Annotated in this window: 22 protein-coding genes and 1 pseudogene; 10 read left to right on the top strand and 13 right to left on the bottom strand. The window is 74.3% G+C overall.

The features are described 5' to 3' along the window. Nucleotides 1-120: 120 nt before the first annotated feature. The 5 genes and pseudogenes from ACSNN9_RS21470 to ACSNN9_RS21450 form a co-directional block, all read left to right on the top strand. Nucleotides 121-234 (top strand): annotated as a pseudogene (locus ACSNN9_RS21470) (hypothetical protein); the annotation flags it as partial. 553 nt (nt 235-787) lie between these two features. Beyond that, on the top strand, nt 788-1069 hold the full coding sequence (locus ACSNN9_RS21465) for a DUF559 domain-containing protein (protein WP_436675078.1): 282 nt from the start codon (nt 788-790) through the stop codon (nt 1067-1069). 89 nt (nt 1070-1158) lie between these two features. Continuing rightward, on the top strand, nt 1159-2406 hold the full coding sequence (purD, locus tag ACSNN9_RS21460; RefSeq protein WP_436675077.1) for a phosphoribosylamine--glycine ligase: 1248 nt from the start codon (nt 1159-1161) through the stop codon (nt 2404-2406). Nucleotides 2407-2465: 59 nt separating this feature from the next. Continuing rightward, nucleotides 2466-2984, top strand: coding sequence for a SigE family RNA polymerase sigma factor (locus tag ACSNN9_RS21455; protein WP_436675076.1), 519 nt, complete (start codon nt 2466-2468; stop codon nt 2982-2984). Beyond that, nucleotides 2977-3825, top strand: a complete 849-nt coding sequence (locus ACSNN9_RS21450; RefSeq protein ID WP_436675075.1) for a hypothetical protein — start codon at nt 2977-2979, stop codon at nt 3823-3825. The genes ACSNN9_RS21455 and ACSNN9_RS21450 overlap by 8 nt, the downstream gene beginning before the upstream one ends. Before the next feature lie 8 nt (nt 3826-3833). Here ACSNN9_RS21450 and ACSNN9_RS21445 read toward each other — a convergent pair whose 3' ends face one another. The 4 genes from ACSNN9_RS21445 to ACSNN9_RS21430 all read right to left on the bottom strand — a co-directional run bounded on the left by ACSNN9_RS21445 (nt 3834) and on the right by ACSNN9_RS21430 (nt 8701). Next, the gene (locus tag ACSNN9_RS21445) at nt 3834-5198 is read right to left on the bottom strand and encodes an MFS transporter (protein ID WP_436675074.1); all 1365 of its coding nucleotides are present in this window, start codon (nt 5196-5198) and stop codon (nt 3834-3836) included. A gap of 128 nt (nt 5199-5326) precedes the next feature. Beyond that, nucleotides 5327-6889 (bottom strand): AMP-binding protein, encoded by a 1563-nt coding sequence (locus tag ACSNN9_RS21440; RefSeq protein WP_436675073.1) that lies wholly within the window; start codon nt 6887-6889, stop codon nt 5327-5329. Nucleotides 6890-7032: 143 nt separating this feature from the next. Then, nucleotides 7033-8247 (bottom strand): acyl-CoA dehydrogenase family protein, encoded by a 1215-nt coding sequence (locus tag ACSNN9_RS21435; protein WP_436675072.1) that lies wholly within the window; start codon nt 8245-8247, stop codon nt 7033-7035. A 1-nt stretch (nt 8248) separates the two neighbouring features. Further along, entirely contained in the window at nt 8249-8701 is a 453-nt protein-coding gene (locus ACSNN9_RS21430; protein ID WP_210838809.1) for an SCP2 sterol-binding domain-containing protein, read from the bottom strand. A gap of 67 nt (nt 8702-8768) precedes the next feature. Here ACSNN9_RS21430 and ACSNN9_RS21425 point away from each other — a divergent pair, with 67 nt between their 5' ends. After that, nucleotides 8769-9413 carry a TetR/AcrR family transcriptional regulator gene (locus ACSNN9_RS21425; protein ID WP_358082853.1) on the top strand — a complete coding sequence of 215 codons (645 nt, stop codon included), beginning with the start codon at nt 8769-8771 and terminating at the stop codon, nt 9411-9413. Nucleotides 9414-9510: 97 nt separating this feature from the next. On the opposite strand, the gene ACSNN9_RS21420 is transcribed toward ACSNN9_RS21425, so the two are convergent. The 7 genes from ACSNN9_RS21420 to ACSNN9_RS21390 all read right to left on the bottom strand — a co-directional run bounded on the left by ACSNN9_RS21420 (nt 9511) and on the right by ACSNN9_RS21390 (nt 16862). Continuing rightward, the gene (locus ACSNN9_RS21420) at nt 9511-10125 is read right to left on the bottom strand and encodes a DedA family protein (RefSeq protein ID WP_436675071.1); all 615 of its coding nucleotides are present in this window, start codon (nt 10123-10125) and stop codon (nt 9511-9513) included. Nucleotides 10126-10214: 89 nt separating this feature from the next. After that, on the bottom strand, nt 10215-11561 hold the full coding sequence (locus tag ACSNN9_RS21415; RefSeq protein WP_436675070.1) for an adenylosuccinate synthetase: 1347 nt from the start codon (nt 11559-11561) through the stop codon (nt 10215-10217). Nucleotides 11562-11607: 46 nt separating this feature from the next. Further along, entirely contained in the window at nt 11608-12567 is a 960-nt protein-coding gene (locus ACSNN9_RS21410) for a hypothetical protein (RefSeq protein ID WP_436675069.1), read from the bottom strand. 9 nt (nt 12568-12576) lie between these two features. Next, nucleotides 12577-13551: a serine/threonine protein kinase gene (locus ACSNN9_RS21405; protein WP_436675068.1), complete on the bottom strand. Its 975-nt coding sequence runs from the start codon at nt 13549-13551 to the stop codon at nt 12577-12579. Next, nucleotides 13548-14303, bottom strand: a complete 756-nt coding sequence (locus ACSNN9_RS21400; RefSeq protein ID WP_121397242.1) for an NUDIX hydrolase — start codon at nt 14301-14303, stop codon at nt 13548-13550. Before ACSNN9_RS21400 ends, ACSNN9_RS21405 begins: the two co-directional genes overlap by 4 nt. A gap of 115 nt (nt 14304-14418) precedes the next feature. Beyond that, nucleotides 14419-15243: a MaoC/PaaZ C-terminal domain-containing protein gene (locus ACSNN9_RS21395; protein ID WP_436675079.1), complete on the bottom strand. Its 825-nt coding sequence runs from the start codon at nt 15241-15243 to the stop codon at nt 14419-14421. Nucleotides 15244-15506: 263 nt separating this feature from the next. Continuing rightward, nucleotides 15507-16862 carry a 3-oxoacyl-ACP reductase gene (locus ACSNN9_RS21390; protein ID WP_436675067.1) on the bottom strand — a complete coding sequence of 452 codons (1356 nt, stop codon included), beginning with the start codon at nt 16860-16862 and terminating at the stop codon, nt 15507-15509. A 55-nt stretch (nt 16863-16917) separates the two neighbouring features. Here ACSNN9_RS21390 and ACSNN9_RS21385 point away from each other — a divergent pair, with 55 nt between their 5' ends. Continuing rightward, on the top strand, nt 16918-18210 hold the full coding sequence (locus ACSNN9_RS21385) for an acetyl-CoA C-acetyltransferase (RefSeq protein ID WP_436675066.1): 1293 nt from the start codon (nt 16918-16920) through the stop codon (nt 18208-18210). Between the two features lie 26 nt (nt 18211-18236). Here ACSNN9_RS21385 and ACSNN9_RS21380 read toward each other — a convergent pair whose 3' ends face one another. Both ACSNN9_RS21380 and ACSNN9_RS21375 read right to left on the bottom strand, forming a co-directional pair. Then, entirely contained in the window at nt 18237-18662 is a 426-nt protein-coding gene (locus tag ACSNN9_RS21380) for a PIN domain nuclease (RefSeq protein ID WP_436675065.1), read from the bottom strand. After that, on the bottom strand, nt 18659-18868 hold the full coding sequence (locus ACSNN9_RS21375) for a type II toxin-antitoxin system VapB family antitoxin (RefSeq protein WP_358082878.1): 210 nt from the start codon (nt 18866-18868) through the stop codon (nt 18659-18661). The genes ACSNN9_RS21380 and ACSNN9_RS21375 overlap by 4 nt, the downstream gene beginning before the upstream one ends. 153 nt (nt 18869-19021) lie before the next feature. On the opposite strand from ACSNN9_RS21375, the gene ACSNN9_RS21370 reads away from it, so the two are divergent. The 3 genes from ACSNN9_RS21370 to purB all read left to right on the top strand — a co-directional run. Beyond that, on the top strand, nt 19022-19531 hold the full coding sequence (locus ACSNN9_RS21370) for a SigE family RNA polymerase sigma factor (RefSeq protein ID WP_357869835.1): 510 nt from the start codon (nt 19022-19024) through the stop codon (nt 19529-19531). Next, nucleotides 19528-20796 carry a hypothetical protein gene (locus ACSNN9_RS21365; protein WP_436675064.1) on the top strand — a complete coding sequence of 423 codons (1269 nt, stop codon included), beginning with the start codon at nt 19528-19530 and terminating at the stop codon, nt 20794-20796. Before ACSNN9_RS21370 ends, ACSNN9_RS21365 begins: the two co-directional genes overlap by 4 nt. Before the next feature lie 177 nt (nt 20797-20973). Next, nucleotides 20974-22231 (top strand): adenylosuccinate lyase (purB, locus tag ACSNN9_RS21360; protein ID WP_436675063.1); only part of this gene is annotated, 1258 nt, incomplete at its 3' end.

The following is a 22231-nucleotide window of genomic DNA, read 5'->3' as shown; positions in this document are numbered from 1 at the left end:
CAAGAAGTTTGCGCCCGGATCCGGCCTGGATTCGGACCGAAACTTCTTGATCGACGAGCGGAGTTCGCGGTTGTCCACAGGAGGGCTGGGGGTTGTCCACAGGGGCGGTGTGATGCGCGGGTGGATGCGCATCGTGGTGGGGTGAGTTTCGACGTCCTCTGCCGCATCGCCAGTCGTCAGGACGGAGTGGTGACGGCGGCGCAGGCCCTGTCCGCGGGCTTCAGCCGGAGCCAGATCCGATACCTGTGTCGCTCGGGCCGGTGGATTCGGGTGGCGAGGGGTTGCTTCGTGCCGGTCCCCGAGTTGAGCCCCGCCGCGCTCCGTAGAGCCCGCATCCGGGCGGTGACCACCAGCCTGGGGCCGGGCTCGGTCGTCGTTCTCGACACCGCAGCCGAGCTGCATCGGATCGCCGGACTCCGTCCGGCGTCCGCCATCCACGTCTCGCTGCCGGCGAATCGGCCACGACCGCAGCGGCTCACCGACCCCGACGTCGTGGTGCACCAGCTCGCCCTCGATCCGGACGCCGTCGGCGAGGTCGCCGGGATGCCCGTGACCACCCCGCTGCGGACCATCGCCGATGTCATCCTCCGGGTGGACCGCTATTCGGCGGTGTGTGTACTCGACTCCGCGCTGAACCGGCAGGTCGTCACCGGGCCCGAGCTGTCCCGGATTCCTGCCCTTCTCGTGGGCCGTAGGGGAGCCGTCGCGGCCCGGCGTCACCTGACAGGGGCGGACGGACGGGCGCAGTCCCCGCTGGAGACCCGGACCAGGCTGCGGTGCGTCGACGGTGGCGTACCGCCCGACGCTTCTCCAGTTGGAGGTGCGCGACCGGGACGGCTGTCTGCTCGGCATCGGCGACCTGGGCTGGCGAGCGGCGCGGGTGATCGCCGAGGCGGACGGGCAGGCGCCCCATCGCACGCCCCGGGCAGTCTTCGAGGACCGGTCGCGGCAGAACCGGCTGGTCAACGCCGGTTGGCGGATCCTCCGTTTCACCTGGGCCGACACACTGCGCCCCGACTACATCCCCCACACGGTCAAGGCAGCGCTCCGCTCCAGCCCCGATGGTTGATCAAGAGGTTCTGACCCGTCTCGGGCCGAAAATGGGACGCAAACTTCTTGATCAACGGGGCTTGAGGAGGGGGTCAGTAGGATGCGGTCGTGCGGGTTCTTCTTCTTGGTGGTGGGGGGCGGGAGCATGCGCTCGCGCTGGGCCTCGCTGGTGATCCGTCCGTCGAGCAGCTGATCGCGGCGCCCGGGAATCCCGGCATCGCTTCGCTCGCCTCGTTGCGGGCGGTGGATCCCTGCGATCCGGCGGCCGTCGCCGCGCTGGCGGTGGAGACCGGGGCCGACCTGGTGGTGATCGGGCCGGAGGCGCCGCTGGTGGCCGGGGTCGCCGATGCCGTACGCGCCAAGGGGATCCCCGCGTTCGGGCCGTCCGCCCAGGCGGCCCGGCTGGAGGGTTCGAAGGCGTTCGCCAAGGACGTGATGACCGCCGCCGGCGTGCCGACCGCCCGCGCGTACACCTGCACGGACGCCGAGAGCACCGGCAGGGCGCTGGACGAGTTCGGCGCGCCGTACGTGGTGAAGAACGACGCGCTCGCCGCCGGCAAGGGTGTCGTGGTGACCGACGACCGCGCCGCCGCGCTGCGGCACGCCGAGGAGTGCGGTCGGGTCGTCGTCGAGGAGTACCTGGCCGGCCCGGAGGTCTCCCTCTTCGTGGTCACCGACGGCGAGGCGGCGGTGCCGCTGCTGCCGGCCCAGGACTTCAAGCGGGTCGGCGACGGCGACAGCGGCCCGAACACCGGCGGCATGGGGGCGTACGCGCCGCTGCCCTGGGTGCCGGCCGGTCTGGTTGACGAGGTCATGCGCGACGTCGTCCACCCGACCCTGGCGGAGCTGGCCCGGCGGGGCACCCCGTTCGCGGGCCTGCTCTACGTCGGGCTGGCGATGACCGCCGACGGCCCCCGTGTGATCGAGTTCAACGCCCGCTTCGGCGACCCGGAGACGCAGGTGGTGCTGGCGCTGCTGGAGACCCCGCTGGCCGGGCTGCTGCACGCCGCCGCGACCGGCACGCTGGCCGGGCACCCGCCGCTGCGCTGGCGCGACGGTGCCGCCGTCACGGTGGTGGTCGCCGCCGAAGGCTACCCGGCCGCCCCGCGCACCGGCGACGTGATCACCGGGGCCGAGGGGCCGGGCATCATCCACTCCGGCACCCGGCGGGACGCCGACGGGACGCTGCGCTCCGCCGGTGGCCGGGTCCTCTGCGCCACCGCCACCGGTGCCGACCTGCCCGCCGCCCGGGACGCCGCGTACGCGTTGGTGGGCGGCGTGGAGCTGGCCGGCGCGCACCACCGCACCGACATCGCCTCCGCCGCCGTCGAGGGCCGGATCAGCATTCCGGGCTGACCGGGCAACCTCCACCCTCCTCGCCTCCGTTTGAGCGGTGAGGCGAGGAGGTGGCGGGATTGCCTGCCGACATCGAGGGCTACCGTGAGTACGTCGGGGCGCGGCTGGACCCGCTGCGCCGCACGGCGTACCTGCTCTGTGGCGACTGGCACACGGCCGACGACCTGGTGTCGACGGCGCTGGTCAAGCTGCTGCGGCACTGGCGGCGCGTGTCGCGGATGGACAATCCCGACGCGTACGTCCGGCGTGCCCTGCTGCGGGTCTGGCTCGACGAGCGGCGCCGGCCGTGGCGGCGCGAGGCCGCCTGGGCCGAGGTCCCCGATGCCGCCGTCCGGTCCGCCACCGACGGTGCCGCGGACCGGCTGACCATCCTCGCCCTGCTGGCCGAGCTGCCGCCGCGCCGCCGCGCGGTCCTGGTGCTGCGCTACTTCTGCGACCTGTCGGTGGAGGAGACCGCCCGGGAACTCGGCTGCACCACCGGCACCGTCAAGAGCCAGTCGGCGCGGGCGATCGAGGCGCTGCGGAGCCGCCTCGTGGGCGTGCCGGCCCGAGCCGAGGAGGCACGCACCGATGGATGAACTCGCCCGGCAGATGCGCAGTGCGGTGGCGTCACCGCCGCCCACCCGGATCGACGTGGACCGGCTGATCGCCGACGACCGGCAGCGCCGCCGCCATCGGGCGTGGATGGTGGCGGGCACCGGGGCCGCCGCGATGGTCGCCGCGGTCGCGGTGACACCGGCGCTGCTCGTCGGCCCGGCCGCCGGACCGGGTGGGCCCACCCTGCCGGCCGGTGGCGGCTCGCCGTCCGCCGACCCGTCGCTCTGCCCGGTGGTGGAACCGGAGCCCAGCGGCCCGCCGGCGCCCCAGCAGTCGTACGACCCGGTGCGTGCCCGGCCGACCGAACGCCCCGACGCCGGCGTCGCCCGGCTGACCCTCGTGCTGCGCCCGGCGCTGGCGGCCGTCGTGCCGGCGGGGCTGTCGATCGACGGCACGATCCCGGGCTGCGACCTGGTGCAGTTCACCTACGAGAAGAGCCACTGGCACTACTACGCCCACGCCCGGCTGCGCGGGAACGGCCACGTCGACAACGTGACGGTGTCGTTGGCCCCGACGACCGCCGACGCGCCCGGCGGGTGCGCCGGCGCCCCCGACCCCCGTACCTGCACCAGCAGCCGCCTGCCGGACGGCGGCACCCTCGCCGTCGGCGCCACCAGACCCGGGAAGGAGGGCCACGAGCAGCGCTGGGCACAGGTGCGACGGGCGGACGGCACGACCGTGACGGTGACGACGGACAACCACCACATCACCCGCGGGGAGAACGGCGCGACGCCGACGGTCCGGTTCGGTTCGCCGCCGGTGCTCACCGTGGCGCAGTTGACGGCCATCGCCACCACGCCCGGGCTGACGCTCCATCCCTGACCGTGACGTCAGCCCCGCACGGGCGTGTCCCGGTGCGCGGCGGGCGTCCACAGTTCGTCGACCCGGACGCGCCCCTGTACGCGGGGCGCGTCCCGGTTCGTGGCGGAGGCGTACTGCCCGTTGAGCGGGACGGGATCCTCCACCCGCTTCGCGGGGCCGCCGGGCGGGGCGGGCGGATAGCGGGGCGGCTCGTCCAGCGCCCGCAGCGCCGGCAGCGGGGCGGCGGTCAGGGTCGCCGCCAGCAGCGCCCCGGCCAGCACCAGGAACGCGGTACGCAGCCCGAGCCACTCCACCAGCGGCCCGGCGAGCAGGTAGCCGGCCGGGCCGGCCGCGTACGCGAACGAGGTCATCACCCCGACCACGCGCCCGCGCAACCTCTCCGGCGTGCGGGTCTGCATGGCGTAGTTGGACAGCGGGTTGACCGGCCCGTACGCGAGCCCGATCGCGACGGCGAAGCCGATCATGGCCGGGTACGGCGGCAGGGTGGCCAGCCCGACGAGGGCCACCCCGATGACGACGAGGGCGACCACCATCAGGGTGCGGCGGCGGATCAGCCGGCCCGCCGCGCCGGAGGCGAGCGCCCCGACGACCCCGCCGGCGCTCATCGACATGAGCAGCGCGCCGAGCCGGGCCGGTTCCCCCTGGGCGACGAACCACGCCGGCAGCAGCACGCCCTCGACCGGCAGGTAGAGCGCGGCCAGCACCATCGAGAGCAGCGCGATGGTCCGCAGCAGCCGGTCCCGCCAGACGAACCGCAGCCCCTCGACGGTGCCGCGCCACAGCCCGGCCGGGGGGCGCTCGGGGCGGCCGGCCCCGGGCAGCCGGACGGCGGCGATCATCGCGACGGCCAGGGCGAATCCGGCGGCGGTGACCCAGAGCGTCGAGCCGGGGCCGATCGCGGCGATGAGCACGCCGCCGACGCCGGGCCCGATCAGGAAGGCGAGCCCCCAGACCGCCTCGTGCACCCCGTTGGCGCGTTCGAGCCGCCAGCCGGCGGCCTGCGCGGCGGCCGGCAGCAGCGTCTCCCGGGCGGTCAGGCCGGCCGGGTCGAACACCGCGCCGAGCACGGCCAGCGCCACGAGCCAGCCGAGGTTCAGCCCGAGCAGCGCGTCGACCACCGGGATCGCGGCGACGGAGACGGCGGAGAGCGTGTCGGAGACCAGCGCCGTGCGCCGCCGGCCGAGCAGGTCCACGAGGGTGCCGGAGAAGAGGCCGGACAGCAGCAGCGGCAGGGCGGTGGCCGCCGCGACCACGCCGGCCGCGGTGGCGCTGCCGGTGCGTTCCAGCACCAGCCAGGGCAGGGCCACGTTCGCCACCCCGTTGCCGGTGTTGGAGAGCAGCGTCGCCGCCTCGACCAGCAGCAGCGGTGCCATCCGTGGTCCTGGCTGGCGGTGGCGGGCATGGTGGCGGTGACGGGCACGGCGGCGGGGTCCGGAGCCGATCATTGTGCCGCCAGCCTAGGCGCGGCGGGGCATCCGGGCAGTAACGGCCGGGGAACGGCTCAGCCGTGCTGGCGGCGCAGCTCGCGGGTCAGCACCTTGCCGGTGGCGTTGCGGGGAAGGTGGTCCACGAAGACCACGTCCCGGGGTACGGAGAACCGGGCCAGCTGGTGCCGGACGTACTCGCGGACCGCCTCCGGGTCGAGCGTCTCGCCGGGGTGCAGGGCGAGGAACGCGGCGAGCCGCTGGCCGTACCGCGGGTCCGGTACGCCGATCACGGCCGCCTCGCGTACCTGCGGCAGCCGGGCGAGCAGGTCCTCCACCTCGGACGGGAAGACGTTCTCCCCGCCCGAGACGATCATGTCGTCGGCCCGGCCGTCGACGAAGAGCAGCCCGTCGGCGTCGAGCCGCCCCAGGTCGCCCGTGTCGAGCAGGCCGCCGCGGTGTTCCCGGGTGGCCCCGGAGGTGTAGCCCTCGAAGAGCATCTCGTTGCCGACGAAGATCCGGCCGACCCGCCCGGCCGGCACCGGCTCGCCGGCCGCGTCGAGGATCTCCAGCCGGGTGCCGTGCGGCGGGCGGCCGGCGGTGGTGGGCGCCGCGCGCAGCTCGGCGGGGCCGGCGATGGACGCCCAGGAGACCTCGGTGGAGCCGTAGAGGTTGTGCAGCACGTCGCCGTAGACGTCCATGAACCTGAGGGCGAGGCCGCCCGGCAGCGCGGAGCCGCTGGCCGCGACCACCTTCAGCGGGGGCCGGGGGTCCGGCGGCGGCACCTCCAACAGCCGTTGCAGCATCACCGGTACGGCGAAGAGGGCGTCGCAGCGCTGTGCCACCAGGGCGGCGAGCGTGGCGGCCGGGTCGAAGCGGCGGTGCAGCACGACCGTGGCCCGCAGGGCGAAGCAGACCTGGAGGGCGGCGTACCCCCAGGTGTGGAAGAGCGGCGCGGCGATCATGACGGTGTCCCGGGCGTGCAGCGGGATGCGGTCGATGATGGAGACCAGCGGGCCGAACCCGTTGGGCGTGGGGCGCCGGGCACCCTTGGGGGCGCCGGTGGTGCCGGAGGTGAGCACGATGATCCGGCCGTCGCGCTCCGGGGGGCGCAGCTCGCCGGGGGGCGCGCCGACGACGAGTTCCTGCCGGGCGCGCTCGTCGAGCCGCCGCACCTCGGCGGGGAGGCTGGCGACCCGGTCGGCGAACTCGGCGTCGTGCACCAGCGCCCGTAGCCGCTGCTCCTGCGCCACGGTGGCGAGCTGTGCGGCGGAGAGCCCGGTGTTGACCAGCACCGCGTCCGCGCCGAGCAGGGTGGCGGCCACGATCGTCTCGACCAGGCCGTGGTGGTTGCGGCAGAGCACGCCGACCCGCTCTCCGGGCCGTACCTCCAGCGCCGTCCGCATCCCCCGGGCCAGCCGCTCGGCCCGGTCGAGCAGTTCGGCGTACGTCAGCTTGGCGCCCTGCTCGTCGACGACGGCCGCCCGGTCCGGGTCGCGGGCGGCGGCCTGGCGCAGCTCGCCGGCGATGTTCCAGCCCCACCTGCGCAGCGCCTGGAGCTGGGCGGCGACGCGGATCGGGTGGCCGGGGGTGAGCAGCCCCCGTCGGGCCAGGGTGGCGACGACGAACGGCAGGTCCATGACGCGGCCTCCTCGTGCGGTGCGCGAGGGGCCCCCGGGGCGGGGACCCTCGCGGACGATCTGGAGATCGGGCGCCCCAGCGGTACGGGCGCGGCGGACGTGCTGCCGGTCGGGGCCTGTGCGGTGGCCCCACCGGCGGTCGGTCAGCGGATCTGGATGCCGGAGATGGCCCGGGAGATGACCAGCCGCTGGATCTCGGAGGTGCCCTCGAAGATGGTGTAGATCTTGGCGTCCCGGTACCAGCGTTCGACCGGGTGGTCGCGCAGGAAACCGGCCCCGCCGAGCAGCTGCACGGCCTGCCCGGTGACGGAGACGGCCACCTCGCCGGCCTTCAGCTTGGACATCGAGCCCTCGCCGGCCGTGAAGGGCCGGTTGTTGCGGCCCATCCAGGACGCCCGCCAGACCAGCAGCCGGGCGGCGTCGATCTCCATCTTCATGTCGGCCAGCGCGAACGCGACCGCCTGGTTCTCGATGATCGGGCGCCCGAACTGGACCCGCTCCTTCGCGTAGTCCAGGGCGTACTCGTAGGCGGCCCGGGCCACGCCCAGCGCCTGCGCGCCGACGGTGGGCCGGGAGAGCTCGAAGGTGCGCATCGCGGCCTGGCCCGAGGCGCGCTTGCCGGAGCGGGCCCGGTCGAGCCGTTCGAGCAGGGCGTCCCGGCCGCCGAGCAGGCAGCGCCCCGGCACGCGTACGTCGTCAAGGAAGACGTCGGCGGTGTGTGACGCGCGCAGGCCCAGCTTGCGCAGCTTGCGGGTCGCGGTCAGGCCGGCGGTGCCCGGCGGTACGACGAACGCCGCCTGCCCGCGGGAGCCGAGCGACGCCTCGACCGAGGCGGTGACCACGTGCACCCCGGCGATCCCGCCGTTCGTGGCGTACGCCTTCTGGCCGCTCAGCACCCACTCGTCGGTGCGCTCGTCGTAGACGGCCCGGGTGCGCATCGCGCCGACGTCGGAGCCGGCCTCGGGCTCGGTGGTGCAGAACGCGGCGACGGCCGGCTCGTCGACGGTGCCGAAGCACTGCGGCACCCATTCGACCAGCTGGTCGGGGGTGCCGGCGCCGTAGATGGCGGCCACCGCGAGGGAGGTGCCGAAGATGCCCAGCCCGATGCCGGCGTCACCCCAGAAGAGTTCCTCGCTGGCGATCGGGAGGGAGAGGCCGGTGGGGTCGGCCCAGCAGGTGGCGAGGAACTCGAAGCCGTACAGGCCGACCTTCGCCGCCTCCTGGATGATCGGCCAGGGAGTCTCCTCCCGGGCGTCCCACTCGGCCGCGGCCGGGCGCACGACCTCGGCGGCGAAGCCGTGCACCCAGTCGCGCAGATCCCGCTGTTCCTCGTTCAGGTCGAGCGAGAACTCGGCCATGTCAGGCCTTGGGGATGTCGAACAGGTTGGCGATGTTGGCGGCCAGGCCCAGGTCGCCCTTGGCCTTGAGCTTGCCGGTCATGAACATCATGACGGGGTTCGCGCCACCGGAGACGATCTTCAGGAACTCGACCGGGCCCATCGTGAGGCTGAGCTTCGGGTCGTGCTGCGGGGTCTCGTTGACGGTGCACGTGCCGTCGGCGATGGCCACCTCGTAGGTGTCGGTGCCACCGTCGGGACGGCCGGTGATGTTCCAGTGGATGACCGCGTTGGTCGAGCCGGCCCGGTCGGCGCGGAAGAGCTGCGGCATCCGGCCGAAGACCTCGCCGAGGATCTTGCCGCGCAGGTCGCCGGACATCACCTCGGCGATCTTGTCGTCCGGGGTGGACTTGACCAGCTGGGCGAACTCCTTGGGGCCGACGTTCGCGAAGTTGGCCGGGTCGAAGTCAGTCATGGGGCTGCACCTTCCGGGTATTGGCTACTCGTGCGTAACCTTACGGGCGAGTAGGTATGCTCGCAAGGTGTCCACCCCACCCACCTTCAAGCGCCTCCCCCGCGCCGTACGCGAGCAGCAGATGCTCGACGCGGCCGTCAAAGTGTTCTCCCGCAGGGGTTTCCACGCCGCCAGCATGGACGAGATCGCCGTGGACGCCGGCATCTCCAAGCCCATGGTCTACGCGTACCTCGGCACGAAGGAAGAACTCTTCGTCGCCTGCCTGCACCGGGAGGGCACCCGGATGATGCAGGCCATCGCCGGGGCGGCGGCCCCCGACCTGCCGGCCGACGAGCGGCTCTGGCGCGGGCTGCGCGCGTTCTTCGGCTTCGTCGGGGCGCACCGGGACGGCTGGGCGGTGCTCTACCGGCAGGCCCGGGGCGAGCAGCCCTTCGCCGGCGAGCTGGCTGGCATGCGGGCCCGGCTGGTCGAGGTGGTCGCCGGGATGCTCGACCACGCCCTGCGCGCCCAGGGCCGCGAGGCCGGCGAGACCGACCTGGAGGTCGTCGCGTACGCCCTGGTGGGGGCGACCGAGTCGCTGGCGGACTGGCTCGCGGACCACCCGGAGGCGGACCCGGAGAAGACCGCCACCCGGATGATGAACGTGGCCTGGCTGGGGGCCGGGCAGCTGCTGGCCGGCGTCACCTGGCACCCACGGATCACCCCCTCCTGACCCGCCGACGGCGCCCGACCCCGCTGCCGTCGCCAGCGCGGGCCGTCGACGTCGTGCCGCTGCCTGCCCCCGCGGGCCGCGTCGCCCGTCGCCCGGTTCAGCCGCCGGGTGTGGCGCGGCTCCTGCGGTGGCGCAGCCAGCGGAGTGACTCCAGCAGAAGCGTGATCGCCAGCGAGAGGCCCACGCCGGCGAGGATGCCCTTGAGCGGGTCGCGTTCGAAGGCCAGCCCGCCGAAGTAGCCGAGCAGGGCGCAGTAGAGCGCCCAGCTCACCGCCGCGACGGCGTCGAAGAGCAGGAACGACCGGAGCGGGTAGCGGACCGCGCCCATGGTGAGGGTGACCGCCGTGCGGCCACCGGGGACGTACCGGGCGGTGGTGAGGATGAGCCCGCCGCGCCGGCGCAGCGCCCGACGGGCCCACTCGGAGCTGGCCCGGCGCCGGCTGTCCGCCGGGAAGCGGGCGAGGCGGTTCGCGCCGCCGCCGCGCCCGATGGCGTACGAGACGTGGTCGCCGGCGCAGGCGCCCAGCGCGGCGGCGACGATCACCCCCACGAGGTTGGGGTCGCCGCCGGTGGCGAGCACGGCGGCGGTGATCACGGCCGCCTCGCCGGGTACGGCGGGGAAGAACGCGTCGACCGCGGTGAGCCCGAAGATCAGCAGGTACACCCACGGTGAGGTGACCAGCTGCCGGAGCAGGTCGAGCACGGACTCCATGCCTCCCATGCTCGCCGGGCGCGACCCGCCCGGTGGCCGAGTCGCCGGATCACCCGCCCTCGCCGGGAAGCCCTCGGGACGACCCGCCGTCACGCCGACGCCGGGGCAGCCGGCCCGGCCGGAACCGGCGCGGCGGGCGCCGACGTCCGGGCGGCCGGCCCGGCCGGAACCGCCGACGCCCGGGAGACGGGGGCCGGCGGGGCGAGCAGCGGGCCGTGCGGGGTCTTGTCGCCGGCGGTGGGGCCGTGCGAGGTCAGCACCACCGGAACGCCCAGCTCCGCGTGCACCGCCTCCGCCCAGTCCGGCGGCGAGGCGTCGTACACCGGACGGGAGCGCAGCAGGCGGTCGGTGAGCGCGGCCTGCCGGTCCAGGTCGCCCGGCGGGCCCGGGGTGAGCCGGTCGGTGGTGTCGTAGCGGCGGCAGATCCGCAGCGCGGGGCCGGCGAGGTCGAGGTGGGTCAGCGCCAGGCCGTCGACCCCGCCGGCCGCGGCGAGGGCGTACCGGTGGGCGACCGCGTCGAAGTGGCCGAACCGGAACCGCCCCTGCCACGGGTTGGTCGGGTTGTGCGGGTCGGCCAGCGGCAGGGCCCGGTCCTCGGTCACCAGCGGGCCGGGCCCGTGCCGGGTGGTGACCACCCGGAGCACCCCGATCCGGGTGGCGCCGCCGGACAGGCCCGCCTCGGCGAGCAGGCTGTCGGCGTTGGCGAAGGTGGTGGTGCTCCACGTCGTGTACGGGTGGAAGCCGTGCCACTCGTCGAGCAGCACCCCCTGCGCGCCCTCGAAGACGCAGGTGCCGGCGCGCAGCGCCCCGGCCAGCCAGCTCCGGTCGACGATCGCGACCCGCCCGGCGAAGCCGGAGAACGCGGGCAGGCAGTCGGCGACCGGCGGCGCGTCCAGCGGGCCCAGCTCGGCGGTCAGCCGGTCCCGCAGGGCGGTCAGCCGTCGGCGCAGCAGCGCCGGGTTGCGGCAGTCGGCCACCCGGGGCGCCTCGTCGGGGTGGGCAAGACCGTACGCGACGGCCTCGCCCACCCCGAGCCCGCAGGAGCCGTGCCGGTCGGCTCCGCGGGCGATCTCCCGGGCCCGGTTCGCGGCCCGGTGGTACGGGGTGGCGAGCAGCGCCTCCCCGTCGACGGTCAACCGGTCGAGCGCGTCGGGCACCCCGACCGAGGCGAGGTGGTCGGCCTCGGCGGCCAGCGCCAGCGGGTCCACCACCACGTGCCGCGACAGGTGCGTACGGACGCCGGGGTGGAACGTGCCGGCGCCGAACTGGGCGAACGTGTGGTGCCGCCCGTCGCGCAGCACGACGTTGTGCGCCGCCTGCGCGCCCCCGTTGAAGCGGACCACCGTGTGCACGGGCCGGGTGGCGCAGAGCCAGTCCACGACCGTGCCCTTGCCGGCGTCGCCGTAGCCGAGGTCGACCACCGCCACGTGCCTCATCGCCGGGTCACCTCTCCGAAGCCGGGGCCGACCACCGTCACGGGTCTCACAGCCGGGTCACCTCGCCGCCGGTGTCGCGGAACGCGGGCAGCGTCGACACCTCGGCGCGCCGCCCTCCGCGCAGGCGGGCCAGCGCCTTGGAGACGGTGCCGGTGGCGCCCGAGCCGGCCCGGTCGAGGTCGCGCAGGCCCTCGTCCAGGTCGATGGCCTGCTCGCCGAGCCCGACGGTGAGCGCGATGGTCTCGCAGACCGCGTCGAGGTCGTCCAGCACGACGGCGTTCTGCCCGAGCAGGTCCCGCCAGGCGTCGAGCACCTTGGCGTTGCCGGAGTAGTGGCTGCCGGCGGGGAGCAGGTAGTAGGTGTCCCAGCGGCGGGTCAGCTCGTCGACGATCTGCCGCAGCGGCACGTCCTCGCGCAGGTCGTCGCCGATGACGCGCTTCACCTCCCGGGACTTCACCTGCGGGTACGCCAGCTCGTCGCCGATGATGAACAGGTAGCCGCGCCGGCCGCGCTTCTCCCAGGAGTCGGTGGCGGTGTGCCGGGCCATGAAGTACATGGCCAGCTCGTACGACTCGGTCATCTGCCCGCCGCCGCCGCCCTCCAGCACGATCCGGCCGAGGTCGTCGTCCATCCGGTTGTCCGACTCGAACTGGCCGACCTGCAACGGCACCCGGTCGCAGGTGGCGTCGCCGATCGCGCCGAACATGATCTGCGGGTCGCTGGCGTAGCCCTGCCGTTGCAGCAGCCCGAGCAGCTGCGGCAGCTTGGTCTGCAGGACGCGCGGCACGTTGCGCATCGAGCCGGTGACGTCGAAGAGCACCGCGATGGGTGTCGAGCGGGGGTGCTCGTCGGAGTCGCGGCTCTCGCGCATCGCGTCGCGCGGGTCGAGGGCGGGGTGCACCTTGCGCGCCCCGCTGTCGCTGTAGGAGAACGCGCTCTTGCCGGTCTTGCGGCGGTAGCGGTCGGCGGCGTCGTACACGTCGGTGGACCACATTCCACTGCCCATGACAGCTCCTTACGGGTTGAGGGTGAAGGGTCGGAAGGTGCGCGGCCCGTAGAGCCGCTCCAGCACCTCGTCCAGTTCGCGCAGCAGGTGCCAGGCGTCGTCGGGCCGGGCGTCCAGGGACCGCTGGCGGCAGCCCCGCGCGAAGTCGTGCAGCTCGCGGGGCGCGCGCGGCCCCATCAGCCAGCTCATACAGAGGCTGGCCATCGCGATGTCGGTGCCCGGCCCGCAGGGCTTCTTCCGGGGGATCTCCTCCGGGTACCAGTTCGCGTCGTACCCGGGCACCAGCGCGGGGATCGTGCTGCCGACGGGGGCGGAGAAGCACCAGTCGACCAGCACCACGCCGTGCCCGTCCGGCTCGATCAGCACGTGCGGCGGCAGGACCGCGCCGTGCACGATGCCCGCCCCGTGGGCCAGGCCGAGCGCCACCAGCAGCCGCCGCCACATCCAGGCCACGTCGCGGGCGTCCAGCCCGTCCGGGTACGCGCGCCGGACCTCGTCGAGGTCGTGCAGGCCGGGCGCGGTGGCGAGCACGTTGATCCGTCGTTCGGCGCCGGTCGCGGCGTCCCGGTGCGGGAAGTCCTCGACCAGCCGGGGCACGTACGGCAGGTAGCGCGGGTCGCCGCGTTCGGCGATGGTGCGCAGGGCGTGCGCCTCGCGGGCCATCAGGTCGTTGTCGGCGGGCCGCCGGGGCAGCTTGAGCAGCCGGTCGGACCCGACGTCGTAGAGGTCGGCCAGGTCGCCCGAGTAGGCCGGCGCGCCGAGGCGGTAGTCGCCGAGGACGGTGACCTGCCGGGCCCGCCAGCGGGTGGTGACCTGGATGAACGCGTCGGTGGCCTCGGCGCGTACCGCCGGGTCGGCCGGCAGACGGTCGGGGTGCAGGGCCGCGACCAGCTCGCGGTAGCGCCGGGCCGGCTGGTCCGTGCCGAACAGGTCGGCGTCGGTGCGGGCCGCCGCGACCAGGCGGACGGCGTCGGCGGTCCTCATCGGACCGCCTCCTCCCGGGCGGGGCGCAGCAGCGCCGGGTGCAGCAGCCGGGCGTCGCCGGCCCGGTAGAGCCGGGCGCGGGGGCCGCCCCGGGCGCCGCCGCGCTCGGTGCTGGTGCCGGTGCTCTCCACGAAGCCCGGCACGGAGAGCACCTTGCGGTGGAAGTTGCCGGCGTGCAGCGGGTGGCCCCAGACCGTCTCGTAGACGGCGCGCAGCTCGCTGATCGTGAACTCGCCGGCGAGGAAGCGCGTGGCGAGCGGGGTGTATTCCAGCTTGGACCGGGCCCGCTCCAGCGCGTCGTCGATGATCCGGCCGTGGTCGAAGGCGAGCTGCCGGCCGGTCAGGGCGGTCACCGGCAGCCAGACCGCCTCGTCGGCGTCGGTGCCGGCGGCCGGGTCGGGCAGGTCGGGGGCGAACGCGAGGTGGGCGACCGAGACGACGCGCATGCGCGGGTCGCGGTCGGGGGTGCCGTAGCTGCCCAACTGCTCCAGGTGTACGCGGCGCAACCCCTCGCCGCCGAGCCCGGTCTCCTCGGCCAGCTCCCGTCGGGCGCCGGCGGTGAGGTCCTCGTCGGGGCGGACGAAGCCGCCGGGCAGCGCCCAGTGCCCCTCGAAGGGCGGCTGGCCGCGCCGGATCAGCAGCAGGTGCAGCGCGCCGTCCCGGATTGTCAGCGCCACCACGTCGACGGTCACGGCGACCGACGGGTAGGCCCCGGGGTCGTACCCGGCCAGGAAGTCCTGCTCGTCAACCATGTCTCTCTCATTCTGAGAACATCTCGCTGTGAGAACAACTTAGCGCACGAAAGCGCCCCTGCCAAGCCCGGGATCCGGATCCGGCAGGGGCGTGCCCAGCTTCGGCAGGGGCGCCTCAGCGCACGAGGCCCGCCAGGTGCGGTCGACCGCGCGAGTCGTGCAGGGCGAACCCGCCCTCCGGCAGCAGGTTGAAGCTCACCGTGCCCGGCAGCGGCACCGGCAGCTTGAAGGCCACCTCGACCGTGTAGGCGTCGGGCAGCCGGTTCTCCAGCGCGGCCAGGCAGCGGGCCTTGCTCCACATCCCGTGCGCGATCGGCCGGGGAAAACCGAACAGCCGGGCGCCGAGGCGGGAGGTGTGGATCGGGTTGTGGTCGCCGGAGACCCGCGCGTAGTCCTTGCCGACGCGGGGTTCGACCCGCCAGCGGGCCGAACCGGCCGGCGTCGTGGGCCGCCCGGCCTGGTCGCGCCGTCCGCCGCCGCCCCGCTTGCCCTCCCGGCCGAGGTACGTCGAGACGCCCCGCCAGACCTCCGTCCCGTCGACCGAGCCGACCAGCACCACGTCGACCTGCCGCCCCCGCTCGTGCGGGCGCAGGTTCTCGGCGTACGTGCGGAAGTCGAGGGTCTCGTCGGCGGTGACCGGGCGGTGCACGGTGATCCGGTTGCCGACGTGCACCACGCCCGTCAGCGGGATGGGGAACTCCGGCGCGGTCATCAGCCGCAGGGCCAACGGGAAGCCCATGACGTGCGGAAACGTGGCGGGCAGCCGGTCGGTGAGCCGGAACCCGCAGACCCGGTCGTAGTCGGCCAGGTGCGTCCGGTCGACGGTGATCCCCCCGACGGCCAGCTCGACCGCCGGGACGCCCGCCGAGCGCCGACTGCCGCCGGGGCCGGGCAGCGCGCCGAGCAGCGCCCGCCGGTAGAGCGCCCCGGCCGCCGGCATCCGGGGCAGCTCGACGCGCTCCCGGGCGCCCGTCCCGGCGCGCCCGGCCGGGTCCCGCGCCGTCCGGCCGGAGAGGTCCTGCGTCGCCTCGACCGAGGCGGCGGAGAGGTCGTGCGTCTGCTCGAGGCTCAGGTCGTGGCCGGACGGCTCCGGCTGGCGGATCGCGTCCAGGGTCTCCTGCGACAGGATCTCGGTGGGGCCGTCGATCAGCTCGTGCACCGACAGGTCGTCCGGGCCCTCCGCCGGGCGTTCCCTCCTCGCCATCACGCCCCCAGCAGGCTCTGGCCGCAGACCCGGACGACGTTGCCGCTGACCGCGCCGGAGGCCGGCCACGCCAGCCAGCCGATGGTCTCGGCGACGTCCACCGGCAGCCCGCCCTGGGACATGCTGTTCATCCGTCGGCCCGCCTCGCGCAGCACCAGCGGGACGCGCGCGGTCAGCCGGGTCTCGATGAAGCCGGGGGCCACCGCGTTGACGCTGATCTGCCGTTCGCGCAGCGCCGGGGCGAGCGACTCGACCAGCCCGATCACGCCCGCCTTGCTGGTGGCGTAGTTGGTCTGGCCCCGGTTGCCGGCGATGCCGGCGATCGAGGAGACCGAGACGATCCGGCCGCCGGCCGGGATCAGCTCCCGCGCCAGCAGCACGTCGTTGATCCGCTCCTGGCTGGAGAGGTTGACGTCGAGCACCGAGTCCCACCGGTCGGCGTCCATCCGGCCGAGGGTCTTGTCGCGGGTGATGCCGGCGTTGTGCACGACCACGTCGACCCGGCCGTGCCGGCCAACCAGGTGCTCGGCGAGCCGGTCCGGGGCGTCGGGGGCGGTCAGGTCGAGCTGGACGGCCGTGCCGCCGATCTCGTTGGCGACCGCCGCCAGTTCGTCCCCGGCCGCCGGGATGTCCAGCGCGACGACCCGGGCGCCGTCGCGGGCCAGCACCCGCGCCAGCGCCGCGCCGATGCCCCGGGCCGCCCCGGTGACCAGGACGACCTGCCCGTCGAGCGGGCGGTCCCAGTCGGCCGGCGGCTCGGCCGTGCCGGCACCGACCCGGACGACCTGCCCCGAGACGTACGCGGACCGGCCGGAGAGCAGGAACCGCAGGGTCGCCTCCAGGCTGGTCCAGGTGCCGGCGTCTGGGTCCCGCGTCACGTGGACCAGCTGGGCGGTGACGCCCCGGCCGAACTCCTTGCCGATGCTGCGGGTCAACCCCTCCAGGGCCCGCTGGGCGGTCGCCTCCCGGGGGGAGCCGCACTCCCCGGGCGGGGTGCCGAGCACGACGACCCGGCCGCTGGGCAGCACCGAGCGGGCGTGCGGGTGGAAGAAGTCGTACAGCTGACGCAGGTCGCCGGAGTCGGTGATGCCGGTGGCGTCGTACACCAGGGCGGCGAAGCGCCCGGTGGGCTCCACGGCGCCGGGATCGCGCAGCTCGACCCCGGCGGCGGCCAGGAGCTTGCCGGCCTGCTCGGCGAGCCGGGCGCCGGTCGCGGCGCCCAGCAGGACGGGGCCGGGCACGATGGGGTCGCCGGGCGTGTGCCGGCGCAGTCGCGGCGGGTCGGGCAGCCCGAGGCGCTTGACCAGCGCACGGCCGGCCCCCGATCGGACGAAGCTCGCGTACCTGTCGGTCATAGGCGTAGCCTACTGGCGAGTAGGTTGAGGGCAAGTCTTTCGAGGAGGCGGGATCGTGCAGAGCATCCGGCGGGTCGCGGTCATCGGCGGCAACCGCATCCCCTTCGCGCGGTCCAACTCGCGGTACGCCAGCGCGTCGAACGCCGACATGCTGGGCGCCGCGCTGGACGGGCTCGTCGCCCGGTTCGGCCTGGCCGGCCAGCGGGTCGGCGAGGTGGTGGCCGGCGCCGTGCTCAAGCACGCGAAGGACTTCAACCTCACCCGCGAGGTCGTGCTCGGCTCGAAGCTCGACCCGCACACCCCCGCGTACGACATCCAGCAGGCCTGCGGCACCGGGCTGGAGGCGGCCATCCTGGTCGCCAACAAGATCGCCCTCGGGCAGATCGACGTCGGCATCGCCGGCGGCGTGGACACCACCTCCGACGCGCCGCTCGCGGTCAACGAGGAGATGCGCCGCACGCTGCTCAGGCTGAACAGCGCCCGCACCCTCGGCGAGCGGCTGAGGATCGCCGCGAAGCTGCGCCCCACCCAGCCGTTCAAGCCGGAGATCCCGCGCAACGCGGAGCCGCGTACCGGGCTGTCGATGGGGGAGCACGCCGCCCGCACGGCGCTGCGCTGGCAGATCGACCGGCAGGCCCAGGACGAGCTGGCGCTGCGCTCGCACCAGCGGCTCGCCGCCGCGTACGACCGGGGGTTCTTCGACGACCTGCTGACCCCCTACCTCGGGCTGACCCGCGATGCGAACCTGCGCCCCGACACCAGCCTGGAGAAGCTCGGCTCGCTCAAGCCGGTCTTCGGCGCGAAGGGGCCCGACGCCGACGCGGCGACCATGACGGCCGGCAACTCGTCGCCGCTCACCGACGGCGCCTCGACGGTGCTGCTGGCCAGCGAGGAGTGGGCCCGCGAGCACCACCTGCCCGTGCTGGCGTGGTTCTCCTGGTCGGAGACCGCCGCCGTCGACTTCATGCATGGCGACGAGGGCCTGCTGATGGCCCCCGCGTACGCGGTGCCCCGGATGCTGTCCCGGGCCGGGCTGACCCTCCAGGACTTCGACTTCTACGAGATCCACGAGGCGTTCGCCTCGCAGGTGCTGGCCACCCTGGCCGCCTGGGAGTCGCCGGAGTTCTGCAAGGACCGGCTGGGACTGGACGCCCCGCTCGGGACGATCGACCGGGAGAAGCTGAACGTCAACGGCTCGTCGCTGGCCGCCGGGCACCCGTTCGCGGCCACCGGCGGCCGGATCGTGGCGACCCTGGCCAAGCTCCTTGCCGACAAGGGCAGCGGCCGGGGCCTGATCTCGATCTGCGCGGCGGGCGGGCAGGGCGTGACCGCCATCCTCGAACGCTGATTGCGAGGGCCGGCCCGCGGGTCGAGCTACTTGATAGTGCCGGCCGGGGCGAGCCATCGCACGGGCTGCCCGGTCACCTCGGCGATCTGGTCGAAGTCACGGTCGTAGTGCAGCAGGGAGAGGCCCTGGTGCTCGGCCGTCGCCGCGATCAGCAGGTCGACGGCACCGGCGGACCGGTGGGTGCCCCGGGCGGTGAGCTGGTCCTGGATCTCGGCCGCCCGCTCGTAGATCCGGTCCGGCATGCCCACCCAGCTGAACACCGTTCGCAGTCGGTCCCCCAGCCACCTGCGGTCGGTCAGCGAACGGGCCGAATACAGGAACTCCAGCTCGACCAGCGGACAGACCGCGAGCAGGCCGGCCGTGAGTGGCTGTTCCCAGCGGGCCTGGGTGTCGGGGTCGCGCAGGAGCCGGACCAGCGCACTGGTGTCCACCAGGTAGTCCGCGAGTCTCACGACCGGTACGTGTCCTTGTCGAGCAGTTCGTCGAAGTCGCCGGCCTGGGCCCGTCCGCTGAGTTCCGCCAGGGCGCGGGCGCGACGCAGGCGGGCAGCCCCTTCCCGCAGCGCGACGTTCACCGTCTCCTTCTTGGTCTTGGTGCCGAAGGCCGCGGCGGCGTCCGCCAGCGCCTCGTCGTCGACGTCCACCAGAATCTTGGTCACGCGCGCCCCCTATATACGGTCCGGCAGTCGATTATATCCAGCGCCGGTCCGCGTGGTGGGGGATCGAGACCGCCCGCGCCGTCGGTCGCCGAGCAACCTCACCGACCCGTCGGTCCGTTCCCCAGGCATGAGGCGAAAGCAAGGTCCGGCGCGGTGAACCGGGCCGACGAGGACGAGTACCGGCAGTTCGTGAGCGTCCGGTTGGAGCCACTGCGCATCACGGCGTACCTGCTCTGCCGGGACTGGCACACCGCGGACGACCTGGTGTCCATCACCATCGGCAAGCTCTACCGGCACTGGCGCCGGGTGCGCCGCGTGGAGCACGTCGACGCGTACGTCCGCGGCATGCTCACCAACGCCTGGCTGGACGAGCGGCGTCGGCCGTGGCGGCGGGAGAGGTCCACCGACGACCTGCCCGACCGGGCCGAGCCGAACGTGCCTGAGGTGGCACTCGCCGACCGGGAGTTACTCCTGGATCTGCTGGCGCAGCTACCGCCACGCCGCCGGGCCGTGGTGGTCCTGCGCTTCTACTGCGACCTCTCGGTCGAGGAGACCGCCCGTGCGCTGGGAATCAGCGCGGGCACCGTGAAGAGCCAGGCGGCGCGAGGGCTGGAGAGCCTGCGTGCCCTGGTGTCGATCGACGCGAGCAGGGAGGGCGCATGAGTCACCGGACGATCTTCGAAGAGGCGGTCGGTGAGGTACCGCCCAGCTCCATCGACCTGGACCGGGTCATCTTTCGGCAGCGCCGCCGTCTGCGACTGCGCCGGCTCGCCGTGATCGGGACGGCGGCTGTCGCGGTCGGCGCGATCACGGTCGGGGCGGCCGTCACCGGGGCTCACCCGCGAACGGCCCCGCCGGCGGCGCCGAGCCCGACGGTACGTACCCCGCCGACCGGCCAGGGCCAGGTCTTCACCCCCACCGACCGGGCGATCTTCGAGGCGATGAGCCGGGTGGCGCCGGACCTCGAATGGATACGGCAGGACGGCGCCTGGGAGGGCGGGGCGGTCTGGGGATCCGGGGCGAGCACCCGCGGCTACACCCCGAACGGCTATCTGGGCCAGGGGCGGGTCCGTGCCGGTGACCGGGTCGGCTACCTCGTCGTGGGCATCCCGCTGGACTGGGGAGCGTTGCAGCCCTGCCCGCCCGAGCCGATGCGGAGGGCCCGTTGCGCCACCCGGACCGGACCCGCCGGCGAGACGATCCGGACCAGCTCCGCGCGCAACCCGGATGCCGGGCCCCGCAGGAGTCCGACTGGCTTCACCATGACCCATTCGGTCTGGGTGAGGCGGCCCGACGGCGTGGTCATCTACGTCGACATCGAGGGTGAGGGCGAGGATCCGCCGCTCACCGAGGCGCAGTTGACCGCGCTGGTGCTCGACCCGGCCGTCGCCGAGGTGGCCGCAGATCCGCTCCGGGGGGACGCCCGGGCCCGCCGGCAGCTGGTCCACAGTTGGGTGCTCGCCGCGATACAGCGGCAGGCGCCGGGTGTCACCGGCGCGGAGGGCGAGGGCCCGGTGTTCACCGCGAACGACCTGGGCGCGGGTTGGAGCGACCGCGGTGCCGAGAGTCGGAACACGACGGACACCTACTGGGGTTACGGCCGGGTCATGGTCAAGCGGGTGGCCGGGCTCCTGTCGGTGGACATCCGGCGGCGCGACGCGGTTCCGGAGGGTGGCCTGGTCTGTGGCGAACCCACACCGACCCGGGTCTGCGAGGCGGGCGCGGGGCCGCGCGGCGAGCGGCACCGCACCACCACGACCCGGGACGCCGACGGGGTCGCCACGCAGCGGGAAATCGACGTACGGCGTGGCGATGGCACGTGGCTGCGGGTGACGCTCGCCGCGAACGCGAAGGGCCATCTTCCTCTCACCGTGACGCAGCAACTGGGGATCGCCCTCGACCCGACGGTCACGTTGCCCGGCGGGTGAGGTCCGTGGACGACCGACGCCCCCCCCGCGCGAAGCCGGGCGGGCGTCGCCGGACCTACGTCCTTCGCTCAGCCTGGCACGGTGTGCCACCGGCCGGCGGTCCCCGGCCGTCCGGGCTGGTGGGCGGCCGGACGGCCTCGTCGGGGTCACGTCCGCGGACGTGAAAGACTGAGGTACGTGACGATCCCGAACGTGCTCGCCAACCGGTACGCCTCGCCCGAGCTGGTCGCCCTCTGGTCACCGGAGGAGAAGATCCGGATGGAACGGCGGCTCTGGCTCGCCGTGCTCCGGGCCCAGCGGGACCTCGGCGTGCCGGTGCCGGACGGCGTGGTCGAGGCGTACGAGCGGGTGCTCGACCAGGTCGACCTGGGCTCGATCGCCGAGCGGGAGCGGGTCACCCGGCACGACGTGAAGGCCCGGATCGAGGAGTTCAGCGCGCTCGCCGGGCACGAGCACGTGCACAAGGGCATGACCTCCCGGGACCTCACCGAGAACGTCGAGCAGCTCCAGGTGCGCCGCTCGCTGGAGCTGATCCGGGACCGGGTGGTCGCCACCCTGGCCCGGCTGTCCCGGCTCGCCGTCGAGCACTCCGACCTGGTGATGACCGGCCGCTCGCACAACGTCGCGGCACAGGCCACCACGCTGGGCAAGCGCTTCGCCTCGGCCGCGGAGGAGCTGCTCATCGCGTACGAGCGGCTGGACGACCTGATCGACTGGTACCCGCTGCGCGGCGTCAAGGGCCCGGTCGGCACCGCCGCCGACCAGCTCGACCTCTTCGACGGCGACGCCGAGCGGGTGGCCGAGCTGGAGCGCCGGGTCGCGGGGCACCTGGGCTTCAGCCGGGTGCTCGACAGCGTCGGCCAGGTCTACCCGCGCTCGATCGACCTGGCGGTGCTCTCCGCGCTGGCGCAGATCGCCGCCGCCCCGTCGTCGCTGGCGACCACGATCCGGCTGATGGTCGGCCAGGAGCTGGCCACCGAGGGCTTCAAGCCGGGCCAGGTGGGTTCCAGCGCGATGCCGCACAAGATGAACACCCGGTCCAGCGAGCGGGTCAACGGCTTCGCGGTGATCATCCGGGGCTACCTGTCGATGGTCGGCGAGCTGGCCGGCGACCAGTGGAACGAGGGGGACGTCTCCTGCTCGGTGGTCCGCCGGGTCGCCCTGCCGGACGCGTTCTTCGCCGCCGACGGGCTGTTCCAGACCTTCCTCACCGTGCTGGACGAGTTCGGCGCGTACCCGGCGGTGGTCAACCGGGAGCTGGAGCGCTTCCTGCCCTTCCTGGCCACCACGAAGATTTTGGTGGCGGCGGTGCGGCGCGGCGTCGGCCGCGAGGTCGCCCACGAGGTGATCAAGGAGCACGCGGTCGCGGTGGCGCTGGCGATGCGCGAGAAGGGCGCCGCCGAGAACGACCTCTTCGACCGCCTGGCGGCGGACG

Origin of the sequence: Micromonospora sp. URMC 107 (assembly GCF_051386315.1) — a bacterium.
GTDB lineage: Bacteria > Actinomycetota > Actinomycetes > Mycobacteriales > Micromonosporaceae > Micromonospora.
The sequence above is the reverse complement of the archived record's forward strand: the minus strand, read 5'-3'. Positions and strand labels throughout refer to the sequence as shown.